Genomic DNA, 16,230 nt, shown 5'->3' with positions numbered 1-16,230 from the left:
GCCTGCTGCTAAAAAATATCTGCTTTGGCTAATTATTGCAAACCGCACCAGCCAAGGTCGGTTTTTAAGTTTAACGGAAGGGATTTACGGCTATCGCCTCAGTAAAAATGGATTGCTTAAACTGAACTAACATTAAATCAGCTTGCTTTTAATATAAGTGCAACTTGTTTTAATCGAATCGTAAATGGTAGGCGCATAGTTATTTTCCTGCTCTACAAAGAAGTGCTCCATGCCAGAAGCAGCAGCCTTTTTAAAGATCGGTTTAAAGTCTATGGTACCATTACCCACTTCGGTATTATCGTTGCGGTTTAATTTGTTCATGTCTTTTACATGCCACATTTTAAACCTGCCCGGGTATTTTACAAACAAATCTAAAGGATGGTTTTGTGCATGTTCTGCCCAGTACAAATCCAGTTCAAAACTCACCAGTTTAGGGTCGGTCTGGTTCAGTAAAAGCTCCAGTCCTGTTTTACCATCAAAGGTTTTAAATTCAAAATCGTGGTTATGGTAAGCAATGGCCAATCCCGATTTTTTGGCCAGCTCGCCTGCAGTGTTTAATTTTTCTGCAATCGCTTTATAATCATCTGCATTTTTGCGCAATTTGGTTGCCAGCCAAGGCGCTGTAATGTATTTACTATCTAAAGTTTTGGCTACGTCAATGTAAGCCTTAATTGAATCGAGATTCCCTGTTTCAATGTAGTTTTCAAAATCATAGTGCCCACTTGGAGCTTTTAATCCATGTTGATCCAGTAAAGCTTTAAACTCTACAGGTGTAAGCCCCCAGAATTTACCTTTAGGTACATAACCATAAGATTCTACCTCACCATAACCGGCTTTTGCTACATTTTCAATAACTTCTTTAACGTTATTGTTGATTACATCTTTTAAGGTATATAATTGGATACCCACAGCTTTGCCTTTTTTTTCGGTAGCGTTTAGCCATTGTGGTAATACAGCCATGCCTGCAGCAGCAAATATGGCGTTTTTTAAAAAGTCTCTGCGAGAATTTGTCATACTTCTACAATATAAATCAGCTTTGCTGAGATGAAGTGCTGTTTTTATCTTTAAATAAGAGGATAAATAACAAGGCTACAAATGCAGCAATAACAGCCGGAATTGTCCATATCATTTTCCAGTCTTCAAGACCATTGGTCTTATAAGTTTCGGTTATTTGTCCAGCAACAATAAAGCCAATTAGCATACCTACGCCATAAGTTGCCAGGGTAATAAGTCCCTGAGCTGAACTTTTAAATTTCTCGCCTGCTTTAGAGTTGGTATAAATTTGTCCTGATACAAAGAAGAAATCATAGCATATGCCATGAAGAGCAATACCCAAAATAAGCATAAAGCTCAGCTCTCCGGCATTACCAAAAGCAAATAACAGGTATCTTACTGTCCATGCCAGCATACCTACTAAGATTGTTTTTTTGAAACCAAATTTTTTAAAGAACACCGGAATTGCCAATAAGAATAACACTTCTGAAGCTTGACCGATGGTCATTTTTCCTGTTGGATTATCTACACCTATCTTAGAAAGAAATAAATTGGCATTTTGGTAATAAAAAGCTAAAGGAATACAGATTAATACTGATGAGATAAAGAAGATCAAAAAGTTCTTGTCTTTGAGTAGTTTTAATGCATCTAAACCTAAAATTTCAGACACCTTTACTTTTTCTGTAGATTGGTTTTTAGGTGGCGTTTTTGGTAAAACAAAACTAAATAAGCCTAAGACAAGTGAAGCTATTGCTGACAATAAGAAAGTGTTTTTTAATGCGCCGTTTGCAGTTGATGCTTGTGAGTCCCAGTGAAAAAAGTAGCTGATAAGCACACCTGCGAAAATCCAACCAAGAGTTCCCCAAATTCTGATACTTGAAAACTCTTTTTCGGGATCGCCCATCTGGTTAAAAGAAACCGAGTTTACCAATGCTAAAGTAGGCATATACAGTACCATATAGCCAAATACATAAGGGTAAAACACCGAAATATTGGTTGCGTTGTACATCTGGTACATTAATATGGCACCTATGATATGTAAAATACCTAATATTCTTTCGGCATTAAAATACCTATCGGCTATTAAACCGATAATGAACGGAGCAATAATTGCACCCCATGACTGGGTAGAAAATACGGCACCGATCTCAGGCCCTGAAGCCGTAAGATTTTTATCCAGAAATGTACCAAGGGTTACAAACCATCCTCCCCAAATAAAAAATTCGAGGAACATCATAAATGACAGTTTAAAGCGTATAGTAGTATTCATGTTCGTTTAGGTTTTTAGTAAAAAAGTGTAAGGCTTTTGAGCAATACACTTTTAGGTTTTTATAGTTTTTTAATTCTGATGTTGCGGTACCATACCTCATCGCCGTGGTCCTGTAAAGCGATTTTTCCGGTTTTATAGGTTCCAAAACCTTCCCATTTTGCAAATTTGCTGCCAGCGATCAGATTTTTCCAGTTATCATCCCATAAAGTTGTTTTTACTACGGCAACGCCATTTAGGATCAAAGTAAGGTTTCCTTTGTCTGAAATAATCTCTGCCTCGTTCCATTCGCCAACAGGTTTTACGGGCTCGCTACTGCTTTTTACCATGTCATACAAATCGCCTGCACGGTGTTTGGTTATTTTACCATCAGGATGGCCTTCATTGTCCAAAACCTGCATTTCAGGCCCTGTAAGATAAGTTTGCTTGTATTTTGCAGGGTCTTCATGTACATAAAAAATGATACCGCTGTTTGATTTAGGAGCTACTTTCCATTCTAATTTTAAATGGAAATTGCTGTATTCATTGTCTGTAACCAGGTCGCCGCCATCGTTATTTTTGGCTTTAGGATCAAAGTGAATGGCACCGTCTTCTACGGTCCAGCCTTTGCCTGCAAAATCTTTTCCGTAAGTATGCCAGCCTTTTGTGGTTTTGCCATCAAAAATGGCTTTAAATCCTTTTTCAGCTTTTTGTGCAAATGTTGCTGAGCCTAAGGCTGTAAAAAGTATAAAAGTTGTGATATATTTTTTCATCTGTTTAATTTGATATTATTTTTCTCCTAAAGACCAGCCGTTTCTGTATTGTCTTTTTACAAACTGGTTTACATCGTCAAAGTTGGTTACCTTCATTTGGTTGTTATCCCATAATAATTTTTTATAACGACCAGGATAACTCACTTTACCTTTTGCATCAAGGTTTTGTATATCGGCAGCACGAATAGCTAAATTGGCCATCAGTAAACATTCTGTTAATGGACCGGCAATTTCAAATGGTGAGCTCAGTTCTTTTTTACCATAACCGGCAATACATCCTTCAACCCATTGTCCATAATGGCCTGAAGCCTGATTAGGTACACGGGCAAATTTTTGCGGAACATTCAGGTTTTCGTTTCTCGATAAAGGCAACAAACGGGCTTTGTCACCGTAAGTGTTGCTCATCATTTTTCCTTTTGTACCGATAAATAAGGTGCCATTACCACCATCTCCAAACATTTCGTCAGCACCTAATTCTTCAGGACGTGTAGGTTGTATTCCGCCGTCCATCCAGTGTACGGTCACATCTCCGGCTGTTTTATCTGTTTTAGGGAATTTTAAGGTAACATGGCTTGATGGCGGGCAGCTTTCAGGGAAATAACCGCGTTTAAATTCATCTACATATACTGAACCCACACTGGCTTCAACTTCTGTAGCATATTTAAGGTTAAGCACACTAAAAGGTGTTTCTAACAAATGGCAGCCCATATCGCCCAAGGCTCCAGTACCATAATCCCACCAGCCTCTCCAGTTAAAAGGTACTAATTTTTCAACGTAATCTTTGTAAGGCGCTGTACCCAGCCATAAGTCCCAGTCTAATTCTTTTGGTACTTCGGCACTGGTTTTAGACCATGCTATTCCTTGTGGCCAAACTGGGCGGTCTGTCCATGCGTAAACGGTATGTACATCACCAATTAAGCCAGCATCATACCATTCTCTCAATAAACGAGGACCATCATTACTAGCACCTTGATTACCCATTTGGGTTACTACCTTGTATTTTTTTGCAGCAGCCGTTAAAATACGGGCTTCGTAAATATCATGTGTAAGTGGTTTTTGCACGTACACGTGTTTACGGAGTTGCATAGCAGCAAGCGCCTGTATAGCGTGGTTATGATCTGGAGTTGAAACTGTAACGGCATCAAAGTTTTTATGTTCTTTGTCGAACATTTCACGCCAGTCTTTATAGAACTTGGCTTTAGGGAAACGTTTAACGCTGTTTGCGGCTCTTCGGGTATCTACATCACATAAATACGCAATGTCGGCTTTTCCGCTTTCACTGATCATGCGCAGATCAGAGTCGCCTTTTCCACCTACGCCAATCCCGGCAACAATAAGTCTGTCGCTTGGTGCTAAAAAGCCTTTACCTCCCAGAACGTGTCTTGGAACAATCATGAAAGCAGCTCCGGCAATGGCGCTGTTTTTCAAAAAACTTCTTCTGCTTTGAGCCAATTTTTGGTCAGTTTCTGTGCTCATACTTTAAATAGGTTTTGGTTGATTATGTTTATTTTTTTAATGACAAAATATATTTTGCCATCAGTTTTGCATCTGCATTAGTAATTTTTGCGTGAGGGGTCATCGGTATTTTTCCCCAAACACCTGAACCGCCTTTAATGATTTTATCGGCCAGATAACTGATGTTCTTTTCGTTGTTAGCATATTTTTTTGCCACATCGGTATAAGAAGGTCCAATTAGTTTATTTGTTTTATGGTGACAGCCAATGCAATCTGCTTTTGCAATTAGCAATTCTCCTCCTGTCATTTGTACTGGAGTAATATTAATAGCCGGGTTTGGGCTATCTGGTTCAGTTTTAGCCTTACTATCTGCTTTGGTAAAGGATACGGCAAATAAAACTACGGTTCCTACTATTAAAAATCTCTTTTTCATGTGTGTTAGTTTTGTTAGTTAAATATAGGAGCAAAAAATTAATTTATAATAAGCCTAATACTTTTTTGTTAAGGTTATCGTCGGCATTGGTTGCAGCAAAATCATCAAATGCTTTATGTGTTACATTGATGATATGCTTTTTAATAAACTCGGCACCTTCTCTGGCTCCGTCTTCCTGATTTTTAAGGCAACATTCCCATTCCATTACAGCCCAACCTTCAAAATCATATTGAGTTAGTTTGCTGAAAATGGTTTTGAAATCTACCTGTCCGTCGCCTGGTGAGCGGTACCTGCCCGCTCTGTTCAGCCAGCTTTGATAGCCCCCAAACGTACCTTGTTTACCTGTTGGATTAAATTCAGCATCTTTAACGTGGAAGGCTTTAATGCGTTCATGATAAAAATCGATGTATTGAATATAGTCTAACTGTTGAAGTACAAAATGAGAGGGATCATATAACAAGCAGGCACGAGGGTGCTGGTTCACTTTTTCTAAGAACATTTCATAAGTAATGCCATCAAAAAGATCTTCGCCAGGGTGGATTTCATAGCATACATCTACGCCACATTCATCAAACTCGTTCAATACTGGAAGCCAGCGTTTGGCCAGTTCAGTAAAAGCTTCGTCAACCAAACCTTCAGGGCGCTGCGGCCAAGGATGAAAAAACTGCCACAATAAAGAACCACTAAAAGTAGCATGTGCTTTTAACCCTAAATTTTGAGAAGCTTTAGCTGCATATTTAAGTTGTTGCACAGCCCACTCGGTGCGTGCTTTAGGATTATTTTTTACTTCTGGTGCAGCAAATGCATCAAAAAGCTCGTTGTAAGCTGGATGTACAGCAATAAGCTGTCCTTGTAAATGCGTAGATAACTCGGATATTTTTAATCCGTGAGCAGCAACCTTCCCGGTTAACTCATCAGCATAGGTTTTGCTTTCGGCTGCCAGTTTCAGATCTATAAAGCGCGGATCTAAAGTAGGCATCTGAATACCTTTAAAACCTAAATCGGCCGCCCACTTACAAATAGAGTCTAATGAATTAAAAGGAGCTTCGTCGCTAATGAACTGGGCTAAAAATACTGCGGGTCCTTGTATGGTTTTCATGTCTTATATCTCAAAATTGTGCCATTTTAAATCTGATTTGCCTGAAGCAACCACATTTTCAATAAAGGCCATTCCTCTTACGCCATCTTCTATATCTGGAAAATCTAAATGTTGAGGCAGAGGCTTTTCTTGGTTTTGTAAGGCGTTTAAGGTTAAAGCAAAGTTTTTATAAATGTTGGCGAAGGCTTCTAGGTAGCCTTCGGGATGGCCGGATGGTGTACGTGTGTTTTGCTTTGCGATATCCAATAGGTAGGCATTTCCTGTTCTATAGATTTGCATAGGTTGATCTAACCAACGTACCATTAAATTGTTAGGGTCCATCTGATGCCATTCTAAGCTTCCTTTTTCGCCATACACCGAAATTTTCAGCGCATTTTCTTCTCCGGCGGCAATTTGCGAAGCCATTAATATGCCGTTGGCACCATTGTCAAATTTTAGCAGGATGTTACCGTCGTCGTCTAACTTTCTTCCTTCAACTACAATGTTCAGGTCTGCACAGAGTTTGGTGATTTTTAAGCCAGATATGTATTCTGCTAAATGGGCAGCATGCGTACCTATATCGCCCATACAACCACTGATTCCACTTTTTGAAGGATCGGTGCGCCAGGCGGCTTGTTTGTTGTGATCATCTGTGCTTTCGCTTAACCAGCCCTGCGGATACAATACGCAGATTTTTCTGATTTTACCAAAATCGCCATTGGCTACCATCTGCTTTGCCTGTTTTACCATGGGGTAACCCGAGTAAGTGTGGGTAAGGCAGAGCTGTAAACCTGTTTCCTTCACTTTTTGCTGTAAAGCTTTTGCTTCTGCAAGGCTGAAGGCAACGGGTTTATCGATCAATACATGAAAGCCGTTTGATAAAGCCAGCATAGCTGGTTCAAAGTGTTTGTGGTTAGGGGTAACAATACTCACAAACTGCATTCTTTCATGTTCAGGCAGGTTACGTTCTTTTTCTATCATTTCTTCGTAACTGCCATATATCCTGTTTTCGGGAAGAAATAACGCTCTTCCCGATATTTTTGCGTTTTCAGGGTTAGAACTTAAAGCCCCGCAACATAATTCTATTAATCCATCTAAGTTAGCAGCCATGCGGTGAACAGCGCCTATAAAAGCATTTCTGCCACCACCAATCATGCCCATTCTTATTTTTTGTCTCATATTTAGCTTAAAGTCTAAAACGAAAAGCTTAAAGCCGGATAATACCCGCTTTAAGCCCTCTGCTTTTAGCTTTTACAGGTTACCTTTTTTAAGTTCTTTAACTGCATAGTCTGCAGCACGGGCAGTTAATGCCATAAATGTTAATGATGGGTTTTGACAACCAATAGAAGGCATACATGAGCCATCGGTAACAAATACGTTCTTAACCTCGTGCATTTGGTTCCATTCGTTAAGAACAGACTCTTTAGGATCTTTACCCATTCTTGCGGTACCCATTTCGTGGATAGCCATACCAGGATAACAACCATTATCATAGGTTTTGATATTTTTGATACCGGCTGCTTCAAGCATTTCGGCAGCATCGTTCATCATATCAATACGCATTTTCTTTTCGTTCTCTTTGTATTCGCAATCTATGGCCAATACCGGCTGACCCCATTTGTCTTTTTTAGAATGGTCAATATAAACCCTGTTCTCGTAATAAGGAAGCATTTCGCCAAATCCGCCTAAGCCCATGGTCCATTTGCCTGGTTTGGTCATTTTTTCTTTTAAGCCTGCGCCAAATGATAATTCGGCTACATCACGCTGCCAGTTTTGGCGGCTAGCGCCTCCCTGGTAACCAAATCCTCTTAAATAATCGCGTTTATCGTTTCCAAAATTCTGGTAACGCGGAACATAAATACCGTTTGCCCTGCGGCCATAGGTATATTTGTTGTCAAAGCCTTCGGCCTCGCCACTGGCACCACAACGGAAATGGTGATCCATTAAATTGTGGCCTAATTGACCGCTTGCATTACCCAAACCATTTGGATGCGCATCTGAAGTAGAGTTAAGCAAGATAAATGTAGTACCCAAAGTTGAGCCGTTTACAAAAACCAGTTTGGCATAGAATTCCATGCTTTTATTGGTTTCGGCATCAATAACCATTACACCTTTAGCTTTTTTAGTGTCTTTGTCGTAAATGATATGATTTACAATAGAGTAAGGTCTTAAAGTTAATCTGCCTGTATCCATTGCGGCTGGCAGTGTAGAAGACTGCGTACTAAAATAAGCACCAAACGGACAACCTCTACTGCATAGATTTCGGTATTGGCAGCTGCCTCTTCCTTTATGCGGAACCGTAAGGTTGGCCACACGACCAATGGTCATTATTCTTTGCTTGTTATAACGTTCTTCTATACGTGCTTTAACACTTTTTTCTACACAGTTTAACTGCATTGGAGGGAGAAACTGCCCATCGGGAAGGAGAGGCCAGTTTTCTGCCTGACCGCTAATGCCTGCAAAACGCTCGGCATAATCGTACCATTTTGCCAGGTCTTTATAGCGGATAGGCCAGTCTATTCCGTGACCATCTCTTGCATTATCTTCAAAATTATGATCACTCAAACGGTAACTCTGCCTGCCCCACATCAATGATTTACCACCAACGTGAAAACCGCGGTACCAATCAAATCTTTTTACTTCTGTATAAGGACATTCCAAATCGTTAACCCACCATTTTTCGGTAGCTTCATTATAAGGATAATCCCTCATTTGTACCGGGTGCGTACTTTTCATCTCTTCGGTAAGACGACCGGCATGTTTAATATCCCAAGGGTTTTTCATTGCAGCATCGTAATCTTTTACGTGCTCGATATTCATTCCCCTTTCTAAGAGTAATACTTTTAATCCCTTTTCTGTAAGTTCTTTTGCTGCCCAACCACCACTTATCCCTGAGCCTACAACAATGGCATCGTAAGTGTTTTCTGCTTTAAGGTTTGTATTTATGTTCATGTTGTTTTAGTCTGAGGTTTATGATGATTAAGTAGCCCACGATTTTTGTCCGGGTTTTAATGGCACATTGCCATCATAACGCCCGGGAATTGGTAAATAAGCCCTAGCCTGCGTGCAACCGATCTCTGAAGCGAAATAACCTAAAAGGGTAAGATCGCGGGTAATGGTAAAGAAGTAAGAAATATCGGCAGTTGCCGCATCTTTACTTTCTTTTTGGGCAATGGCTCCCAATCGAAGATCAATCAGCATTTTAGTACGCTCGGTATTGTTAAGCGCTAAGAAGTTTTTACCAAATTCGGTTTGGGCTCTTTCTTCAAATTCGCTCAATCCTTTTGCAAAACGTTGTTGTTGTTTGGCCGGATAACAATCGTTAACCATCATCGGGATAAACTTGCCTACTCCGGCAGCTTTGGCGCCCGGAGACGATTTGGTTGTAGGCATAATGATCTCTGCCATTTCCGTCAGAATTTTCTTTTGATCATCGGTAAATGCAACAGCATTTTTTTCATTTTCGGGAAGCGTGAAACTCTCAAAGAGTATGGTTGTGGTACTTGCCGAAATGGTGGTTCCTAATAAAATAGCAACATTTTTCAGTGCTTCTCTTCTGTTCATTTTTTTTAGGTTTATAGCGGTGTGTTTATAACACTATGTAATATTACTAAATTTTATTTCAAGCCGCACATAAATAATGGCAATTTCTTTTTATGTGTATTCCTATTAAAGACTGATGTAAATAAAAGCTGAATTTGTTTTATTTTGTATTTCACTTTGTTTCGTATTGTGGTTTTTGGTATTGAAGCGTAATAATAAGAAATTAAGTTGTTAAAAATATTAAGTTGATAATTTATTTTGATTAAGTGCATTAGGTGCATTTTTTTACCTTTGTGAAAAATCATTGCAATAAATGAAAGAAACGATTTTAGTGTTAGGTTCAAACGGACAGATTGGCACTGAGCTGGTAACGGCTTTGAGAGAAGCATATGGCAGTAATCAAGTGGTTGCGTGCGATATAAGAAGACCAGATTATGAAATAAAAAATGCCGGGCCTTTTGAATTTGTTAACGTTTTAGATAAAGATATCTTAAAAGCCACTTTTGAAAAATATAAACCTACACAGGTTTACTTATTGGCTGCATTACTATCGGCAACGGGCGAGCAAAACCCTAAATTGGCCTGGGACCTGAATATGAACGGTCTTTTGAACGTACTGGATTTTGCATTAGCTTACAGAACGGCTAAGGTTTACTGGCCAAGTTCTATTGCTGCATTTGGGCCAAATTCTCCAAAAAACAATACGCCTCAGTTCTGTACCATGGATCCTAATACGGTTTATGGAATTAGTAAACTGGCTGGCGAGCGCTGGTGTGAATATTATCACCAGAAATACAATTTGGATGTGCGCAGTATCCGTTATCCGGGATTGATCAGCTGGAAAGCCGCTCCGGGTGGGGGAACAACTGATTATGCAGTACATATTTTTCATGATGCATTGATGAAAAACAGTTACAATTCGTTTTTATCTGCAGAAACCGAATTGCCTATGTTGTATATGGATGATGCCATTAAGGGAACCATAGAATTAATGGATGCTCCTGCCGAAAATATCACGATCAGATCGAGCTATAACCTGGCAGGTGTAAGTTTTACGCCTGAACAGTTAGGTGCAGAGATACGTAAACATTTACCTGATTTTAAATTGGGTTATGTAGAGAATGATCCAAGACAAGCCATTGCCAATAGCTGGCCAGGTTCTATAGATGATTCTTATGCGGTAAAAGACTGGAACTGGAAGCCCCAGTTTGACTTGGCCAAAATGACCACTGAAATGCTGAATAATTTAAAAAAGTAAAAAACTAAATATAAAAACAGGTGTGATTTTTTGCACTCAGAATAAAATATAAACACAATGGGAAGAGCTTTTGAATTTAGAAAAGAAAGAAAATTTAAACGTTGGGCAAAAATGGCCGTTCAGTTTACCCGTATAGGTAAAGATATTGTAATTGCTGTTAAAGAAGGTGGCCCACATCCCGAAACCAATTCGCGCTTACGTACCGCCATACAGAATGCCAAAGCCGTAAACATGCCTAAAGATAGGGTAGATGCGGCAATTAAAAGAGCATCTGATAAATCGATGGCCAACTATGAGGAGATTGTTTATGAAGGATATGCACCACATGGTGTAGCTGTGTTGATAGAAACTGCTACTGATAATACCAACCGTACGGTTGCCAATGTGCGTAGTTATTTTAACAAAACCGGAGGTGCTTTAGGTAAAACGGGCTCTTTGGATTTTGTGTTTAACCGTAAATCTATTTTCAGATTTGCACCTACTGATGAGCTTGATCTAGAAGAATTAGAATTTGAACTGATTGATGCAGGTTTGGAAGAACTTTATGTTGAAGCTGATGAAGAGGGTAATGATATTGTAGTAGCGCAAGGTGCTTTTGAGAGTTTTGGTTCTTTACAAAAGGCACTTGAAGAAAAAGGTATCGAATTAAAAAGTTCTAAATTAGAGCGTATTGCTTTATCTCATCATCCGGTTTCTGAAGAGCAGGCTGCTGATGTATTGAAACTGATAGATAAGCTTGAAGAGGATGATGACGTTCAGGCTGTTTACCATAATATGGCCGAATAAGCTCCGATCATTAAAAATATTTGAGGCTGTTTGAAAAGCTGCTTATTCGTCATCCTGAACTCGTTTCAGGATCTGATTCACAAGATTCCGTATCAAGCACGGAATGACGATTACCTTCTCAAGCAGCCTCTTTTTTATGCTCCAAACTGATTAAGGTGGTGGTCTAAATGTTTGTAGAACATATTGTTCCATTCATTGGCATCCAGTTCTCCGAAAGAATGAGAAAGCTTACCATCAAAAGCATATTCACCTAATATTTGGGTTTGGCGGATATACTCAATCAAACGGTGTTTTTCACCTTCAAATTCTCTTTCATCACTGATGATAAAAACAGGAGCTGTTTTAGCGTTTTTTGGAAAGGGCTTATCGCTTACCACATATTTTTTAGCAAACTTCTTTAACATAAAGCCCATTAAAAAATTGGGTTTTGGATGTTTGTCTGTATAGATCATTTCATAAGTTACGCAGCAATGTGCCAGCATCTGCGCTACGTTCATTTTGCCCCATAAAGGTTGCGAACTGTTTTGCAACTGGTTTATACGATTGATAACTTGTTCTGATACCTCTTTGGTAAAAATATTAGGTAAATCCATAAAATAGTTTTTTAGCTAAGCTAAGCTATTTTTTGTGCGCAGACAATGGATTAAATGTTAATTTTTGTAAACTGCTTGGAAGAAGGTTACTTTTTGATGAAAGCAAAGAAAACAGCCAGGATGATGAGGCAAAATGCTACATAATGGTTCCAGGCTATTTTCTCTGTTTTAAATAGTAAAATAGAAAAGATGAGGAAAACACTTATTGAGATCGCTTCCTGCAATACCTTTAATTGCATTAAACTAAAAGGTCCTCCGTTCTCTTTAAAGCCATATTTGTTTGCGGGTACCTGAAAAATGTACTCGAACAGCGCGATACCCCAGCTTATTGCAATAATGCTGAGAAGACCTAAATTTTTACTCCATTCCATATCCTTGAACCGCAAATGACCATACCATGCCAGTGTCATGAAGGTATTTGAGATCATTAGGAAAACAATAGTAAAAATGGCCCGCATTTATTTGCTTGCTAAAGGTTGTGGTACTTTTACGTAATATCCGGTACCATCATATGGTCGGCGACGAGGATGTTCCATACAGGCAGCAGAACAACAACCCTGCATTTTTTCGCCACATTCATCGCATTGTGTAAAGTGCTCATTGCACTCAGGATTGGCGCAATTGATCATTTTTGGCGTAGTAATGCCGCAATTCAAACATTTACTGATTACCTGTGGGTTTACCGAGTTTACATCTACGGCAATACGGTTATCAAATACATAACATTTGCCTTCAAAATCTTTACCACCAGCTTCTTTACCATATTTGATGATACCGCCATGTAACTGGTAAACATCTGTAAAACCATGATGTAAAAGTAAGGCCGATGCTTTTTCACATTTGATACCACCTGTACAGTAGGTTAAAACCTTTTTGTCTTTATATTGAGCTAAAGCTTCAATCTGATCAGGAAAATCCCTGAAATTATCTATATCTAAGGTAACTGCGTTTTTAAATTTGCCTAAGTTATGTTCGTAATTAGATCTTACATCTAAAACAACCACATCTTCATCATGCATCATCTCGCTAAACTCTTTGGGCTCTAAATGCTTGCCGGTTTGTTTATTCGGATCGATAATAGAAGTGTCTCTTAAGCCTGAGTGTACAATTTCTTGCTTATAACGGCAGTGCATTTTAATGAACGAAGGTTCTTCAACCTCATCTATCTTAAATTCTGTTTTGGCAAAGCGTTCATCGGCATGTATATGTTCCATATAAGCTTTACAAGCTTCTGCTGTGCCCGAAACGGTACCGTTCAATCCTTCGTCTGCCACGATGATACGGCCAACTAAATTTAATGATTTACAAAATTTTAAATGATCTGCTGCAAATTGTTCAGCATCTGCTATAGGCGAATAGCAGTAATAAAGTAAGGTGTTATATTTCATAGCTTCATTGATACCGCTGTAAACGGCGTTTAATGTGCTGCAAAGATAAATAAAATGAATTAAAGTAAATACAATGTGATGCCAATCATTTTTAGAGGTTATTTAATTTTTCTTGCGATTTTATGCCGTTACCCTGAACTGGTTTCAGGGTCTACTGTAATAGATGCTGAAATAAATTCAGCAAGACGTACATTTTAAATAAAAATCTGAACAGTTTTTAAAACCCATAAGCTATACGGAAACCTTGCTGAACTTTCTTATTACCATCGTAAGCGTAGCCATAACTCACGCTAAATAATAAACGTTGCAGACCAAAGAAAAACTCGGTATAATTTCGCTTGTCGGGTTGGGTTAAAAAGTTTACACCAACATATTCTTCGAGCTTAAGCTTACGTAACAAAGGAATTTTATTGGTAATAAAACCAGCAAAATTATGTTCGTAATGCGCTTCAAAATAATGCTTAGACGTACTATATAGATAAAAATCAAGATACCTGAACTTTCTGAGGTTAGGAGGGAATACCAATGATTTGTTGCCTCTGAAATGTTTGAAATCAGGATAAAATACACTGTTGTTGTTTAAAAACGTACCTCCACCTATGGCAAATGAAGAATAGCCCCAAAGCCCCGAGCTGATATTATCTTTAGAAATCTCTGCCGAAATAAAATCATAATCTACATCACTGTTGAAAAGGTTTTTAATACCTTTTCGGTATTCTACAGTTATTCTTGGGTACTTAGATTCGGTATAAAACTTACCATCAGGACGGGTAATGTATTTTTGGCCAAAAGTATAACTTAACTGAGCTGTAATCTTTGCCGATCTGTAATCAGGAAACAGGTAAGTTTCTGTATCAGGTGTAAAAGGATTGTTAGAAGTATATTCCTTATCTGCTATATCCCTGATCTTTGTATTAGAATGGTTAATCAACGCATGATTATTGGCAAACGATAAACTTAAATAAGCTTGCAAACCATTGGCCAGCTCGCGAGTTGCATACACATCGCCAAATTCTTTCTTGTAAAATTTAGAAAGATTGGTTTCAAAAACCAAAGAGTTGATACTGTTTGATAAAAGATCCATGCTTCCATAATTGTTCAGGTCGCTAATGGATGAACCAAAACTTCCACCTATCTGAGCTCTTTTTACCGGATCATAATAAAAATTACCACTTAAACTGGCTGTAAAAGTTTTATTAGCAAAGCCATACCTTACATCAGGACGTATTGAATAATATTTCCTATCTTCCAGTCGTTTGGTAAAAGTTACGCCGTATTTTAGCGCAAATCCTTCTACGGTATTAAAAAGCACAGAACGTATAAGCGGATCAAAATCATAACGCGTTTTCTCATACCGGTTATTGTGACTGTAACTGGTAATCAGTATTTTGCCTAAGGTAAAGTTGTTATTGGCCTTTTCAACAGAATCCAGATAATGTTTCGATTCCTTTAAAACTGCAATACTGTCTTTTTTCTTATAGTCCAGTTTTTCCTCCTGTGTTAAAGGTATGGGACGGTTTTCTGCCCAATACAAAGAATCTTTCTTGTTAACGGCTTTGGTAATCTTTAAAATCTCTGAGCTAAAGAAATCTTTAGGAAATTTTTGGTTTACGGTATAATTGCTGAACATCCCTACATAATAGCCTTTAAATTTAAAGCCTAAAACATTGCCGTTAAAGCCAAATTGTATGGTAGAAGGCATATAGAATTGATCAACTTTTACAAATTGCTGGGTAATATTTAACGTATCGAGCAAGTTAATGCCCGCATCAGAAGTTAGGTTTACATTTACGCCTGTTAAACGCCACAGCTCATCGGCAATATATACGATTCCCCTAAAAGCAGGGTCATTCTTACGCTTAGGTTCAACCGCTATTTTATGAATGATTACATTGTTTTCATTACTGCTGCCCAATAACTTATAATTATAGTAGAACAAGGCATTATCAGCAATAGGTGATACAAAGCTTCTTGAGCTCAGTCCCGAACTTTCTAACAGAAGATTATCATAGAAATTAATTTGCAGATCTGAGGCTTTGTTGTAACTGAAAGCATTATTTCTGCCCGATACCTTAGAAGAAAACATCTCTTCCTTTATCTTATTGGGTTTTTCAAAATAATAATGCGATTGCGATTCTGAAAGATATAAAATACCACTGCGATTGGTATCTAAACTGAGCATTTTTTGAATATCTCTACCAAAGAATTTTTTAGGCGCACCAACCAGTTTTTGTAAGCCTTTAATATAAACATCTCTGCTGTATGAGTTTACCTCGTTCAGGTGATACTTGCGTTTTTTTATGGTCTCACGTATAATCCTGTAAGCAGGGTCTTCGCCTCCGGCTTTAATGGTAACACTGTTCAAAGTGTATTGCTCAGCTTCCAATACACAGTTAAGAGTTGTGGGTGCTGAGGTAAGCTGTAGCTGTTTTTCGTTGTTTTTATATCCAATGGCCTTAAATACCAATGTAATTTCGGTATGATCGGTTTTAATGCTGTAAATACCCTGCTCATTTGCCGAAACACCTTTGCTGGTATTTTTGATAATGACAGAGGCAAAGGGAATGGCAAGACCTTCTTTATCGGTAATTTTTCCTGTAATACTAAACTGTTGTGCAATACATAAATTAGCCCAAAAAAGAAGCGCAGCAAATAGCTTTAAGGTCTTTGTCATAAATAGTTTT

15 protein-coding genes are annotated in these 16,230 nt (G+C 38.5%); 2 read left to right on the top strand and 13 right to left on the bottom strand.

All coding sequences use genetic code 11. From position 1 onward, the window contains the following. Positions 1-132: 132 nt before the first annotated feature. The 9 genes from MMF97_RS00525 to MMF97_RS00485 form a co-directional block, all read right to left on the bottom strand. Positions 133-1,014, bottom strand: a complete 882-nt coding sequence (locus tag MMF97_RS00525) for a sugar phosphate isomerase/epimerase family protein (RefSeq protein WP_243357536.1) — start codon at positions 1,012-1,014, stop codon at positions 133-135. 16 nt (positions 1,015-1,030) lie between these two features. Next, positions 1,031-2,263: a nucleoside permease gene (locus tag MMF97_RS00520; protein WP_243357535.1), complete on the bottom strand. Its 1,233-nt coding sequence runs from the start codon at positions 2,261-2,263 to the stop codon at positions 1,031-1,033. Positions 2,264-2,322: 59 nt separating this feature from the next. Beyond that, the gene (locus tag MMF97_RS00515) at positions 2,323-3,012 is read right to left on the bottom strand and encodes a 3-keto-disaccharide hydrolase (protein WP_243357534.1); all 690 of its coding nucleotides are present in this window, start codon (positions 3,010-3,012) and stop codon (positions 2,323-2,325) included. A gap of 15 nt (positions 3,013-3,027) precedes the next feature. Continuing rightward, positions 3,028-4,488: a Gfo/Idh/MocA family protein gene (locus MMF97_RS00510; RefSeq protein WP_243357533.1), complete on the bottom strand. Its 1,461-nt coding sequence runs from the start codon at positions 4,486-4,488 to the stop codon at positions 3,028-3,030. A 28-nt stretch (positions 4,489-4,516) separates the two neighbouring features. After that, complete coding sequence (locus tag MMF97_RS00505; protein ID WP_243357532.1) at positions 4,517-4,900, bottom strand: c-type cytochrome; 384 nt, start codon at positions 4,898-4,900, stop codon at positions 4,517-4,519. Between the two features lie 43 nt (positions 4,901-4,943). Then, positions 4,944-5,999 carry a sugar phosphate isomerase/epimerase family protein gene (locus tag MMF97_RS00500; RefSeq protein ID WP_243357531.1) on the bottom strand — a complete coding sequence of 352 codons (1,056 nt, stop codon included), beginning with the start codon at positions 5,997-5,999 and terminating at the stop codon, positions 4,944-4,946. Positions 6,000-6,002: 3 nt separating this feature from the next. Next, entirely contained in the window at positions 6,003-7,157 is a 1,155-nt protein-coding gene (locus tag MMF97_RS00495) for a Gfo/Idh/MocA family protein (protein WP_243357530.1), read from the bottom strand. A gap of 72 nt (positions 7,158-7,229) precedes the next feature. After that, complete coding sequence (locus MMF97_RS00490) at positions 7,230-8,930, bottom strand: GMC oxidoreductase (RefSeq protein WP_243357529.1); 1,701 nt, start codon at positions 8,928-8,930, stop codon at positions 7,230-7,232. Between the two features lie 27 nt (positions 8,931-8,957). Further along, the gene (locus MMF97_RS00485) at positions 8,958-9,542 is read right to left on the bottom strand and encodes a gluconate 2-dehydrogenase subunit 3 family protein (protein WP_243357528.1); all 585 of its coding nucleotides are present in this window, start codon (positions 9,540-9,542) and stop codon (positions 8,958-8,960) included. A 292-nt stretch (positions 9,543-9,834) separates the two neighbouring features. On the opposite strand from MMF97_RS00485, the gene MMF97_RS00480 reads away from it, so the two are divergent. Together MMF97_RS00480 and MMF97_RS00475 are read left to right on the top strand one after the other, a co-directional pair. Then, positions 9,835-10,779, top strand: coding sequence for an NAD-dependent epimerase/dehydratase family protein (locus MMF97_RS00480; protein ID WP_243357527.1), 945 nt, complete (start codon positions 9,835-9,837; stop codon positions 10,777-10,779). 57 nt (positions 10,780-10,836) lie between these two features. Further along, positions 10,837-11,565 carry a YebC/PmpR family DNA-binding transcriptional regulator gene (locus tag MMF97_RS00475; protein ID WP_243357526.1) on the top strand — a complete coding sequence of 243 codons (729 nt, stop codon included), beginning with the start codon at positions 10,837-10,839 and terminating at the stop codon, positions 11,563-11,565. A gap of 134 nt (positions 11,566-11,699) precedes the next feature. Here MMF97_RS00475 and MMF97_RS00470 read toward each other — a convergent pair whose 3' ends face one another. From MMF97_RS00470 to MMF97_RS00455, 4 genes are all read right to left on the bottom strand, one after another. Beyond that, complete coding sequence (locus MMF97_RS00470) at positions 11,700-12,158, bottom strand: DUF1569 domain-containing protein (RefSeq protein ID WP_243357525.1); 459 nt, start codon at positions 12,156-12,158, stop codon at positions 11,700-11,702. A gap of 86 nt (positions 12,159-12,244) precedes the next feature. After that, a complete protein-coding gene (locus MMF97_RS00465) occupies positions 12,245-12,616 on the bottom strand; it encodes a DMT family protein (RefSeq protein WP_262916079.1) in 372 nt (123 codons plus the stop codon). Further along, positions 12,617-13,546: an oxygen-dependent tRNA uridine(34) hydroxylase TrhO gene (gene trhO, locus MMF97_RS00460; protein ID WP_243357523.1), complete on the bottom strand. Its 930-nt coding sequence runs from the start codon at positions 13,544-13,546 to the stop codon at positions 12,617-12,619. A gap of 217 nt (positions 13,547-13,763) precedes the next feature. Further along, entirely contained in the window at positions 13,764-16,220 is a 2,457-nt protein-coding gene (locus tag MMF97_RS00455) for a DUF5686 and carboxypeptidase regulatory-like domain-containing protein (protein ID WP_243357522.1), read from the bottom strand. Positions 16,221-16,230 lie beyond the last annotated feature (10 nt).

The sequence above is a fragment of the Pedobacter montanisoli genome (genome assembly GCF_022809115.1).
Classification (GTDB): domain Bacteria; phylum Bacteroidota; class Bacteroidia; order Sphingobacteriales; family Sphingobacteriaceae; genus Pedobacter; species Pedobacter montanisoli.
The sequence above is the reverse complement of the archived record's forward strand: the minus strand, read 5'-3'. Positions and strand labels throughout refer to the sequence as shown.